Source organism: Halanaerobium sp. (assembly GCF_003070835.1).
In genome coordinates this window covers 51678-63845 of the sequence record NZ_QBLR01000002.1, presented here as the reverse complement: position 1 = coordinate 63845, position 12168 = coordinate 51678, and the positions used below count along the sequence as shown (strand labels likewise).

10 protein-coding genes are annotated in these 12168 nt (G+C 39.5%); 2 read left to right on the top strand and 8 right to left on the bottom strand.

All coding sequences use genetic code 11. The annotated features are described in order from the left end of the window. Positions 1-287: 287 nt before the first annotated feature. The 8 genes from CI949_RS00585 to fliD all read right to left on the bottom strand — a co-directional run bounded on the left by CI949_RS00585 (position 288) and on the right by fliD (position 10278). Positions 288-419 (bottom strand): hypothetical protein, encoded by a 132-nt coding sequence (locus CI949_RS00585; protein ID WP_290762034.1) that lies wholly within the window; start codon positions 417-419, stop codon positions 288-290. 216 nt (positions 420-635) lie between these two features. Further along, on the bottom strand, positions 636-1583 hold the full coding sequence (locus CI949_RS00580; RefSeq protein WP_290762032.1) for a chemotaxis protein: 948 nt from the start codon (positions 1581-1583) through the stop codon (positions 636-638). 105 nt (positions 1584-1688) lie between these two features. Next, on the bottom strand, positions 1689-2168 hold the full coding sequence (locus CI949_RS00575) for a hypothetical protein (RefSeq protein WP_290762029.1): 480 nt from the start codon (positions 2166-2168) through the stop codon (positions 1689-1691). Further along, the gene (locus CI949_RS00570; RefSeq protein ID WP_290762027.1) at positions 2165-2506 is read right to left on the bottom strand and encodes a nucleotidyltransferase family protein; all 342 of its coding nucleotides are present in this window, start codon (positions 2504-2506) and stop codon (positions 2165-2167) included. The genes CI949_RS00575 and CI949_RS00570 overlap by 4 nt, the downstream gene beginning before the upstream one ends. A gap of 87 nt (positions 2507-2593) precedes the next feature. Continuing rightward, complete coding sequence (locus CI949_RS00565) at positions 2594-2983, bottom strand: hypothetical protein (RefSeq protein WP_290762024.1); 390 nt, start codon at positions 2981-2983, stop codon at positions 2594-2596. Between the two features lie 189 nt (positions 2984-3172). Next, positions 3173-4678 (bottom strand): glutamate synthase subunit beta, encoded by a 1506-nt coding sequence (locus CI949_RS00560; RefSeq protein WP_290762021.1) that lies wholly within the window; start codon positions 4676-4678, stop codon positions 3173-3175. Positions 4679-4696: 18 nt separating this feature from the next. Next, positions 4697-9310 carry a glutamate synthase large subunit gene (gene gltB, locus CI949_RS00555; RefSeq protein WP_290762019.1) on the bottom strand — a complete coding sequence of 1538 codons (4614 nt, stop codon included), beginning with the start codon at positions 9308-9310 and terminating at the stop codon, positions 4697-4699. A 257-nt stretch (positions 9311-9567) separates the two neighbouring features. Next, the gene (gene fliD / locus CI949_RS00550; RefSeq protein WP_290762017.1) at positions 9568-10278 is read right to left on the bottom strand and encodes a flagellar filament capping protein FliD; all 711 of its coding nucleotides are present in this window, start codon (positions 10276-10278) and stop codon (positions 9568-9570) included. 165 nt (positions 10279-10443) lie between these two features. On the opposite strand from fliD, the gene CI949_RS00545 reads away from it, so the two are divergent. Both CI949_RS00545 and CI949_RS00540 read left to right on the top strand, forming a co-directional pair. Further along, positions 10444-11274 (top strand): cache domain-containing protein, encoded by an 831-nt coding sequence (locus CI949_RS00545; RefSeq protein WP_365941418.1) that lies wholly within the window; start codon positions 10444-10446, stop codon positions 11272-11274. Next, a complete protein-coding gene (locus CI949_RS00540; protein WP_365941417.1) occupies positions 11178-12047 on the top strand; it encodes a GGDEF domain-containing phosphodiesterase in 870 nt (289 codons plus the stop codon). Before CI949_RS00545 ends, CI949_RS00540 begins: the two co-directional genes overlap by 97 nt. Positions 12048-12168 lie beyond the last annotated feature (121 nt).

The following is a 12168-nucleotide window of genomic DNA, read 5'->3' as shown; positions in this document are numbered from 1 at the left end:
AAAAACAATTAAATATCTTAGAAAAGCACTAACAGATTTTAGAAAGAAGGTGGTGCTAAATTAAAACCACCAGTACAGTTTAGACTAATTTTTTAAGCTATGAAAACCATAGTTTAGTTAAGTGCGTCTAAAATCTGGAAGCTGGACAATTTATTTAACTGGCTATTTAAATTGAGACTAAATATTTAATTTTAATAGATTGAAATTATTTTTTAACGGCAAAAATCTAAAAAGAACTATTTTAACTTTTTACTTGCCGAATTCAAGTTAAAATATTTTTTTAGTTTCTAGATATCTTCTAGCTTATAAAAAATTTCTGCCACTTCTTCAATCTTTTCAATATCTGCTTCATCAATTAATGAGTTCAATTCTTTATCCAGTTTTTCTAATTCAAATTTGCTTTTTATTTGCTTTTTCAATAACTTGCTATAGCCTTTGATACATAAAATTGAGTGACTTAGAAAATTTAGCTAAAATAACTTAATGAAAAAAATGCTTATATCAGGCTGAAGAACACGATGTTCTGAACTGCCGCCGAGACAGGATGTCTCAATACGGCAGGTAGCCTGATATAAGCATTTTTTGAATTCTAGTTATTTCTAAGTTTTATTTGGAGTTTAATTTTATAGCTTTTATTAATAATCAGATATCGGCTTCCTCACCTTAACCAGTTGATCAATAACCCCAACCATTTTATCAAGCTCCGGTTTGGTTATCTGAGCATCTGCTCCAACTTCCTTACCCTTATGTAAGAGATCCTCACTAATTAAAGATGAGAAAATAACTGTCGGCAGCTTTCTTAAATAGCGGTCTTCGTGGATTTTTCTAATTAAAGTATGGCCATCCATATTTGGCATTTCAATATCAGTAATAATGCCCTGGACATGATCTAAAATACTATCCTCAGGATTATTTTCTTTAATCTCCATTAAATGATCATAGAGTTTTTTACCATCACTGTAAATCTTAAAGTCCTCATATCCGGCTTCAACTAGGGTATCCTTAATCATATTTCTGGTTGTTGGTGAATCATCAGCTAAAGCTAGAGTTTTATTCTTCCTCTTTGCTCTTACATCAGCCGGTGCCTCAGGCTGAACATCAATTTCATTTCCAATTTCAGGCTGCAGGTCTTCTAAAATCTTTTCGAAATTTAAAAAGTTAATTAAATCTTTGTTTTCCTCTGACTTAATAACCCCATTGACAAGCTCCCCCATCATCCGATCTGGTGGCTGAATATCATCCCAGCCGATGCGGTCAATACCAACTACATTATCAACTGCAAATAAGATCTTGGTACTATTAAACTCCGCCAGAATTGACATGATTACTCCATCATTTTCAATCAGTTCCGAATTAAGATAGGAACTTAAATTAACAATCATTATAACATCCCCGCGGATATTGGTCATTCCTAAAATAACATCTGACTTCTCGGGCAGCTTTTTAATATCCTCTTTTTTAACCCGCAAAATTTCTCTAACCTTTAATACATTTATCGCATATGAGCTGTCATCTACTATAAACTTAAGTATTTCCAGTTCCCCGGTCCCACTCTCCAGTAATATATCCTGTTTTTTCGCCATAATATGCCCCCTAAACTCTCTCTTTTTAGTTATTGTTACTAATTATATATTATTTTAACTGATTTTAACAGGCAGTCTATAAAATAATTTAATTATAATTTCAATTTAATCAATATCTTCTTCTAAAAAATTTAGAAAATCCTGAATTTCATTTTTAACTTTTCTGTATTCGTTGGAAAAGTTATCTAACAAAATAGAGATTTTTTTAGCTGAATATTTATTGGCATAAACATTTCTAACCACATGTCTAAAAGCCCTGTATTCATCAAGAATATCTCTACTCTCCTTAGAAATTACAGCCGGCCTTAAATTTTTAATTTTTAATGCCATCTGATCAAGAAGTTCTTTATGCCAGGATGAACCATCTGGTATATTTTCATCTATTTCTTTTGCAACCTCTAGAAATATTTTCTCAAAGCCTGAATAAAGTCCATGTAGGTTAAGTGCGACACTATCCAGGTAAAATTCATCTCTATTAATTTTATATTTTTCCCAGACTGTTTGAATTCTCTCTTTAAGTTGATCTAATTCAGCCAGTTCATCTTCAACTTTAGCAATAAATGTTAAAATCCCTCTTTCAGTCATAATTCTACACCTCGCTCTTTAATTTCTTTTTTGAAAGATTCACGGCATTCTTTATAATCAAGGAGATCAACTTCAAATCCACTTAAAATATTCATCACTTCAGCATACGCCTTATAAAATAATTCATCTTTGAGCCCAAAAACAGCCAGATCTACATCTGAACGCAAATAGAACCTGTCTGGATCTAAAACGGAACCAAACAGCACCACTTTTTCAGCCTTATATTTCTCCTTTAGTATTTTTGCTGCCTTTTTTGCTTTAGTTAGAGCTTCCTGCCGCCGTTTTTCCTTTTCTTCCTTTTTGCTGTCTTTAAACAAAAGTGGATATTTTTTGCTCATGATCTCACCTGCTTTCTTAAATTAATTATATCATATAGCTAGCAAAAAACCACTACCCTCGGTGGATAGTGGTTTGGTAGATCATATTTATTCATCAAATACTGGTTCCCCGGTTTCAATAATTATCTGGTGGTGATGATTTTTTAAATAAGCTTCAAGTTCCCCCTGTCTCTTTTGACTTCCTTCCAGGTTGGAAACTCTATGCTCTAATTGATTAAGTTTAGCACCATGCTCCTCAGAATTAGCAAGCAGAGCGCGCACAATATTTGTGTTTTCTTCCAACTGTGGTTTCATTTCTGCTACATCTTTTTTCAATGTTGAAACATCAGTCTTTAATGTTGAGACATCAGTCTTTAGTGAAGAGACATCACTTTTTAATGAAGAAACATCACCTTTAAGTGATGAAACATCATCCTTAACCCCAGATATTTCTTCTCGAACTATCTGCCTGATACCATCTAAAAGCTCCTGATCCAAAGTTAACACCACCTATCTCTTAATCATTTCCATGAGCAGCATCTAATTTCTTTATTAATTACCTTTATAATTTGACTTTATTTAATCTTTATCATTATTTAAATTATATCATAATAGGTGGTGATAATAAAGAAAATATAACTTTGTGAATTATTATTCTTTAACCAGGTACCAATCATTTTAAAAGATTTATTTTCCATAAATTGGTTCGGTAACCGGTGGCTGCAGATATTGGTCTACTTCTCGTGCTGCTTTCCGCCCCTCATCAATGGCATTTACCACCAGGCTCTGGCCGCGGCGCATATCACCGGCTGCAAATACACCTTCAAGATTTGTTCTAAAATCTCCATATTCTGCTTTAACATTGGAGCGGCTGTCCTGCTCCAGCCCTGAAGATTCGATTAACGTTTTTTCCGGGCCTAAAAAGCCCATCGCAATCAGAATTAAATCTGCTGACCAGACTTTTTCGGTGCCTGCTTTTTCGACCGGAGTAAAGCGTCCATTTTTATCTTTTTCCCAGTTAATCTTAACTGTCCTGACTCCATTGACAGCTTTTTGACCGGAATCATTTTCTTCAGTCAGAATTTCTTCGGTCATAATTAGAAATTCTCTCGGATCAGAACCAAAGAGCTCAATCGCCTCTTCCTGTCCGTAATCCACCTTTAAGGTTTTGGGCCACTCCGGCCAGGGATTATCTGCCTGACGCTCAGTCGGTGATTTGGGCATGATCTCAAACTGATTGACTGTTTTTGCTCCCTGTCTGATCGCAGTAGCCACACAGTCGGTCCCGGTATCACCACCACCGATAACAATTACATCCTTATCCTCAGCAGAGATATAGTCTTGATTCTGGTCACCCAGGATTCTTTTTGTGTTGGCTTTAAGGTAATCAACAGCAAAGTGAACCCCCTCTGCCTCACGGCCTGGAACCTCAAGGTCACGGGGTTTGGTAGCCCCTCCGGTGAGGACCACCGCATCGAACCCCCTTTGCAGTTTTTCTAAGCTAAGATCGCTGCCGATTTCTGTTCCGGTTATAAACTCTACCCCTTCAGCCTCCATAATCTTCAGCCGGCGCTTGAGCACCTTATCTTTATCTAGCTTCATATTGGGAATACCGTAGACTAAAAGGCCGCCGATTCTATCCTGGCGCTCATAAACAGTTACTTTGTGTCCCAGCTTATTTAGCTGATCAGCTGCTGCCAGTCCGGCCGGGCCAGAACCAACAACTGCTGCTGATTTGCCTGTTCTTTTTTCCGGCGGCTCCGGCTGAATCCAGCCTTCTGCAAAAGCCTTCTCTATAATCTGATACTCATTGGCTTTGATGGTCACTGCCGGATCATTTAATCCCACTGTACATGAACCTTCACAGGGAGCGGGACAGACTCGTCCCGTGAATTCAGGGAAATTATTAGTTTTTAAAAGCCTCTTAACCGCTTCTTCCCATTTATTTTTATAAATTAAATCATTCCACTCCGGAATCAGGTTATTAACCGGACAACCGGAAACCATACCTCCAATCTCCAGGCCGCTGTGACAGAAGGGGATTCCACATTCCATGCAGCGGGCTCCCTGAATTTTTGCAGCTTCTTCGCTAAATTTATTCTTAAATTCCTGCCAGTCTTTTATCCGCTCCTTTGGAGAGCGCTCTTCTGGTACTTCCCGCTTATATTCCATAAATCCTGTTGCTTTACCCATTTTATCTCCTCCTCTGTCCTAATTGCCGCTAACTCGGGCTTTGTCATGTGCATTTTCCTCAAAAGCCTTCATCAGAGCAGCATCCTTTTTAAGTCCCTGGGCCTCAAAGTCCGCAATCGCGTTAATCATCCGCTGATAGTCGCGGGGCATAACCCGTATGAATTTTTCTCTGTAGTTCACCCAGTTATTTAATATTTCAGCTGCCCGGTCACTGCCGGTATATTTTAAATGCTCTTCGATCATTTCTTTAACAACTGCTTCGTCTTCTGTTTTAGTTAAATAATCAAGCTCAACCATATCTCCATTTACTTTAGCTTTAAAATCAGCTTCCGAGTCAAAGACATAGGCAGTACCACCAGTCATTCCAGCAGCGAAGTTGCGTCCAACCTGACCGAGGACAACAACCCTTCCTCCTGTCATGTATTCACAGCCGTGGTCTCCCAGGCCTTCGACAACAGCATTGACTCCACTGTTTCTCACACAGAAGCGCTCACCGGCCTTTCCTTCGATATAGGCTTCACCGGAGGTAGCCCCAAAAAAGGCCACATTACCGATAATAATATTTTCTTCAGCTTTAAACTTTGAGCTCTCTGATTTCTCAACAATTACCTTAGCGCCGGAGAGTCCCTTGGCGAGATAATCATTGCTGTCTCCTTTAAGTCTAAAAGTTACTCCCTGAGGCAGAAAAGCGGCAAAGCTCTGACCGGCTGAACCGGTGAAGTTGAGCTGAATTGTATCCTCTTTCAGTCCTTCTGCTCCGTAGCGCTTTGTAATCTCACTACCCAGGATTGTTCCGACAACCCGGTCTGTATTTTTTATCTTTAGATCTTTTTCTAAGCGGAAACCATTTTCTACTGACTCTTTTGTCAGCTCCAGCAGCTCTCTTAAGTCCAGACTTTTTTCCAGGCCGTGGTCCTGTTCCTGCTGGCAGTAGACAGCCTTTTCTTTAGCCTGTTCTGGTTGGTATAAAATTGAACTATAATCTAATCCTTTAGCCTTCCAGTGATCCCTTGTCTTATCCTGCTTTAATTTATCAACTCTACCGACCAACTCATTGACCGAGCGGAACCCTAAGGCTGCCAGCTCGTGGCGGAAATCTTCTGCCATAAAGCGCATAAAGTTAACCACATGCTCCGGCTTACCCTGGAATTTCTTCCTGAGTTCCGGGTCCTGAGTTGCAACTCCTACCGGACAGGTATTTTTACTGCAGACCCTCATCATTACACAGCCTAAAGCAACTAGAGGAGTTGTCGCAAAACCATATTCTTCTGCTCCCAGCATTGCTGCTACTGCCAAATCCTTACCGGTCATAATTTTTCCATCAGTCTCTAAGGTTACTCGGTCTCTTAAGTCATTTAAAACCAGTGTCTGGTGGGTCTCAGCCAGGCCGAGCTCCCAGGGCAGTCCGGCGTGGCGGATACTGGTCCTTGGCGAAGCTCCTGTTCCACCATCATAGCCGCTGATCAAAATAACATCTGCCTTACCTTTGGCTACTCCGGCTGCTACAGTTCCCACTCCAACCTCAGAAACCAGTTTAACATTGATCCGGGCTTCCCGGTTGGCATTTTTTAGATCATGAATCAGCTGAGCCAGATCTTCAATCGAATAGATATCGTGGTGGGGAGGTGGTGAAATAAGTCCTACTCCGGGAGTTGTACCTCTAGTCTCAGCAATCCAGGGATAAACCTTTTTCCCCGGAAGCTGTCCACCTTCTCCGGGTTTTGCTCCCTGGGCCATCTTGATCTGAATCTCCTGAGCATTGACCAGATAATGAGAATTAACGCCAAAGCGGCCGGAGGCAACCTGTTTAATTGCACTGCTCCTTAAATCTCCATTTTGATCAGGAGTAAAGCGCTCCGGATTTTCTCCACCTTCTCCGGTATTACTCTTACCGCCAATTCTATTCATTGCTATCGCCAGGGCCTCGTGGGCTTCCTGGCTGATCGAGCCGTAGGACATCGCTCCCGTTTTAAAACGCTTCATAATCTCTGCTGCCGGCTCAACTTCCTCTAAAGGAATCGGCTCCGGCTGGTATTCAGGTTCTAAAAGCCCCCTCAGGGTCAGCATTTTAGTACTCTGATCATTTATCTTGGCTCTGTATTCTTTAAATAAATCATAATTATCTTCTCTCACTGCCCGCTGCAGTAAGTAAATAGTCTCCGGATCATAGAGATGTTCTTCTCCATCCTTCCGCCAGCTGAAATTACCGCCGGTCTCAAGGGTTTCTTTTTCTACTTTAATCCCCTTAAAGGCACTGTCGTGGCGCATAATGCTTTCTTTTTCAATCTCCTCGATGCCGATTCCGCCAATCCGGGAAGCTGTGCGGCAGAAGTATTTATCGATAACTTCCTCAGAAATTCCAATTGCCTCAAAAATCTGGGCCCCGCGGTAGCTCTGGACTGTAGAAATTCCCATCTTGGCCATTACTTTTACAACACCCTTCACAGCTGCCTTAATATATTTCTGCTTAGCCTCATCTTTAGTTATTTCTAAATGACCCTTTTCAACCAGTTCCTCCAGACTTGCAAAGGCCAGATAGGGGTTAACTGCATCCAGGCCGTAGCCAATCAAAACTGAAAAATGATGAACTTCTTTCGGCTCACCTGATTCTAAAACCAGACTGAGCTCTGTCCTCAGACCCTTTTCAATTAAATAATGGTGGAGACCGCTGACTGCCAGGAGGGCTGGTACAGCTACTTTACTGCCGTTTACTCCCCGGTCAGAAAGGATCAAAATATTTACTCCTTCAGCTATCAATTCTTCAGCTTCTTTAAATAACTCTTCCATTCGCATTTCAAGGCTCTCTTTTTCTTTATCAAAGACTATCTCCAGAGCTGCTGTTTTAAAACCGGGCTGGTCCATTTCTTTGATCAGCTCCAGCTCCTCATTTGTCAGCAGAGGGTGCTCTAACTCCAGCTGGCGACAGCTTTTAGCATCAGGCTTTAGCAAATTCCCTTCTGAGCCTAAAAAGGTGTTGGTAGCTGTAATCAGTTTTTCTCTAATCGAATCAATAGGGGGATTGGTTACCTGAGCAAAGCGCTGCTTAAAATAATTGTATAAAAGCTGCGGCTGGTCAGATAAAACTGCCAGGGAAGCATCATTACCCATTGAGCCAATTGGATCAACTCCATCTCTGGCCATCGGAATTAAAATCTTCTGCAGGTCTTCATAACTGTAGCCGAAACTCTTCTGCAGTTTAACCAGGGCAGAGGTCTGCAAATCCTTTACTCCAGATTCTTCTTTTGTAGCTTCTGACTTCTCTAATTTAGTTTTTAAATCTTTCAATTCTATAAGCTCTTCTTTTAACCAGTTGCCATAGGGCTCTGCTGCTGCAATCTCTGCCTTCAGTTCCTGGTCATTAATTATTCTTCCCTTTTCGGTATCTAAAAGCAGCATTTTACCTGGCTCCAGGCGCTGTTTGCTGACAACCTTCTCCTCCGGCAGCTCCAGTACACCTACCTCTGATGATAAAATTAAGAGATCATCATCTGTTAGATAATAGCGGGATGGGCGAAGACCATTGCGATCCAGCACTGCTCCCACCTGAGTTCCGTCAGTAAAGGCCATAGCAGCCGGACCATCCCAGGCTTCCATAATTGTATTGTGGTAATGATAAAAATCTCGCTTCTTTGTTTCCATCTTCTCATTGTGCTCCCAGGGCTCTGGAATCATCATCATCACCGAATGGGCCAGTGAGCGGCCGTTTAAAGCTAAAAACTCTAAAACATTATCAAAACGAGCTGAATCACTGCCTTCAGGAGCAATAACCGGCAGCAGCTCTTTTAAATCATCACTGAATATATCACTCTCAAACATCCCTTCCCGGGCCCGCATCCAGTTTTGATTACCCAGCATGGTATTGATCTCACCATTGTGGATTAGATAGCGGTTGGGATGAGCCCTTTCCCAGGAGGGAAAGGTATTGGTGCTGAAGCGCGAATGCACTAAGGCAATCGCGGTTTTTAGCTCCGGCTGACTTAGATCCGGGAAAAATCCTTCCAGCTGCTCGGGAGTCAACATCCCCTTATATACTAAGGTGCGGCTGGAGAGAGAGGCAAAATAGAGCTCTCCCCGATACTCCGAGTTACGAATCTTATTTTCAATTTTCTTGCGGATCAAATATAATTTTCTTTCAAAATCTATTCCCTGCTCTACTCCTTTAGACTTCTCAATAAAAATTTGATAAAAATCTGGCCTAACTTCTAATGCTGATTTTCCAATCCCTGCTGTCTGAACGGGAACTTCCCGCCAGCCAATAAGCTTTTGTCCTGCTGCTTCTACAATTTCTTTGACAATTGCCTGAACTTTTTCTCGCTTCTCTTCTTCTCGGGGCAGAAAAACCATTCCTGCTCCATATTCTCCTTTTTCTGGGAGAGATACTCCCTCAGTCTCCATCTGCTGCCTCAAAAAGCTGTCAGGAAGCTGAATCAGGATACCGGCACCATCACCAGTATTCTCTTCACTACCACTTGCTCCCCGGTGGCTTAAATTGACCAGAACTTCTAAAGCCTGCTCAACTATCTGATGTGATTTTCTACCTTTAATATGGCTTACAAATCCCATACCACAGGCATCATGTTCAAATTCTGGACTGTACAATCCCTGCTTCTCAGGCATCTTTGTAAAAGTCATATAAATCATTCCTTCTCTCTTAAATTAGTTTGTGCTTAATTTCTCTTAAACCAGGTTCAATAAGATGTTTTTGAACCTGGTTCAAATAAATATATATCTTTTTGGTGTACTATTCAGTATAGAACTAAAGATGATAACTGTAAATAGACTGGCTGATTTCTATACTTGTATACAGGGATTATATTTTTAAAAAACAAAAGCACCATCCTTAATGGACAGTGCTCTGTTAATCAAAATTATTAAATTAATTGACTGATCTAAGAATACATATCAACAATCAAACCATTTTCCAGCATATTTTCAGCAGTATCTTCTGCTGAGTAAAGGGCCAGCTCTGAATCAAAATCCATAAAAGTAGCCGGCGGCTCCTCTTCCAGGCTGCTGATTTGCTGTAACAGATCACTCAAAAAACCAGTTTCCGAACTCATAACTGATCTTAGCTCTTCAACATTTTCTGTTAGAGCTGTTTCAAACTCTTCCGTATTCACCTCAAGTTGTCCAAATTGATCTATTTCGATGCCGATATTATTTAACTCTTCTGCAGCCAATTCTGCTGTATTACTTAAATCATCAGCTGCCTGAATACTATTATAGTTACTATTCTCACGTAAACTAGTAAGAGTCTGATTATATGATTCTACCAGATTTTCTGTGCTTTCCAGAATCTCAGCTTGACTACCGGAACTCAGAGAATCCTCAACTTGAGTAATTTTATTCTCCATTTCAGAAAGTGAAAACTCAAATTCTTCTACTGACTGCTGCATTTCCACAACTGAACTACTTTCAAAATCTGTGACATCAAATAAAGACTGCTGCTCAGAAAATAAATCTCCTGTTTCTACTGGATTAGCTATTTCACTCTGAATATTAGTATAAGGATTGGTAAATAAATTATCATCAGTATTATTATAAAGGGAATAATTGTTTAATGAATCAAAAAAAGCAGCTGAATTAAGTCCATTAATCATAGTATCCCTCCTGACTTATTAACATTATATTAATTTTCTGAAATCATTTCAAGTAATTCAGCGGTGTTAAACTTCTCTTTCTATTATTCTGATTTTCTTTTCCACTTAATTTCAGCTTAAAATATAAAATTTAAATAAAACAGGAATTTCAATAGATATCCCGAAATATATTATAGTGACCAAAATTTAACTGTCATTATAGCAATCACCAACAGTTTTAACTGGATTCTGGAAGATATAATTTTTGAAAATGAAATCAACAATGTAGCACAGAAATCAGAACTAACAGCCAACTGGTTTGAAGAAAAGAAGTCTGATTTAGAAATTTATGCCAACACACAGGTGGTTCAGTACGGCAGCTGGCAGGAAAAATTAAATTATCTGGACGGAGAACTGCAGAAAAGAGAAAATAATTATTTTTTCTTCTTTATTGCCGACCAGAATGGAGATTACAGCACCACCATTGAGAGAGCTGCAGGTAATATCAGTGATCGCAATTACTTCAACCAGGTTTTAAATGGTAAAACTGTGATCTCAGAACCGGTGATTTCTAAATCTACTGACAAGCCAATCATTGTTATTGCTTCACCAATAGCAGCTGAGAATCTTTCTTTGCTCGGTGCCACCATCGAAATTAAGGACTTATCAAGCTATATCAATAGATATACCAGTAATAAAGAAGGAATCTATTCATTTTTAATTAACGGCCAGGGCAATATAGTTGCTCATCCAGATCAAAAAAATTTAAACAGCCACCTTTTTTATAATTACAGCAGCTTTTTTGATTATGAATATAATTTTATAAAAAATATAATACATAAGGAACAGGGAAATTTAACCTTTAGAGAAAATGAAAAAGAAAAACATGCCTTTTATCAGACAATACCGGGGACTGAGAGCTGGAAGGAGAAAAATTATATCTCTGTGCGGTTGGAATCGATGATTTTAAGGTCATTAATGACAGTTTTGGCCATGATGCAGGGGATCAAATTTTAAAGAAACTTGCAGCTCGACTTTCAAATCAGCTGGCAGCTGCACTTAAAAATGAAGAATTCATCCTGCACTATCAGAGCTTTAATGACGGTGAAAGCGAAAAAGTGGTCGGTTTTGAAACTCTAATCAGGTGGCAGCATCCAGAAAAAGGTTTAATTCCACCCGGAGTTTTTATTCCTCTGGCAGAAGAGAATGGTTTTATCATAGAAATCGGAAACTGGGTTTTAGAAAAAGCCTGCCGCGAAATTAAAGAGCTCAATGATCACTTAAAAAGCGATTATTATCTTTCGGTCAATGTCAGTCCGGAGCAGTTTATTGATAAGAATTTTATCAACACTGTAGAAAATGTGCTCAATAGAACCGGTCTCAAGCCGCAGAATCTGGAATTAGAAATTACTGAAAGAACAACTGTAGAAAATATTGATTATACAATTGAGCTCTTGGAACAGCTGAACCAGCTGGGGGTTAAAACGGCCATTGATAATTTTGGTACCGGCTATTCTTCTTTAAATTACATTAAGGAATTTGCAATCAATACTTTAAAAATAGATAAATCCTTTATTGATGACTTTTTAAATAACCTCAACAACCGGGCCATAGTCAACACAATTATCACCCTGGCCCACAACCTGAATCTAAAGGTAGTTGCAGAAGGAGTGGAAAGTAAGGAGCAGGCTGAACAGCTTAAAGAAGCCGGCTGTGATATTATTCAGGGGTATTACTACAGCCATCCAGTTCCACTGGCAGAGATCAGGAAAGAGTTTGGGAAAAGCTAAAAGTGATTCAATAAGTTAATATTTTGTATATGAATTAGAATTTCAAAAACTGTTTCCTATTAAGGGGAAGCAGTTTTTTTATGCCGTATAATTTTGATAATCTATAACCAATATAAACTCC

Bases quoted from the DNA above. Each gene is read 5' to 3' on its own strand.
- CI949_RS00580 (WP_290762032.1), bottom strand. From the start codon at position 1,583: ATGGCGAAAAAACAGGATATATTACTGGAGAGTGGGACCGGGGAACTG.
- CI949_RS00575 (WP_290762029.1), bottom strand. From the start codon at position 2,168: ATGACTGAAAGAGGGATTTTAACATTTATTGCTAAAGTTGAAGATGAA.
- CI949_RS00570 (WP_290762027.1), bottom strand. From the start codon at position 2,506: ATGAGCAAAAAATATCCACTTTTGTTTAAAGACAGCAAAAAGGAAGAA.
- CI949_RS00560 (WP_290762021.1), bottom strand. From the start codon at position 4,678: ATGGGTAAAGCAACAGGATTTATGGAATATAAGCGGGAAGTACCAGAA.
- gltB (WP_290762019.1), bottom strand. From the start codon at position 9,310: ATGACTTTTACAAAGATGCCTGAGAAGCAGGGATTGTACAGTCCAGAA.
- fliD (WP_290762017.1), bottom strand. From the start codon at position 10,278: ATGATTAATGGACTTAATTCAGCTGCTTTTTTTGATTCATTAAACAAT.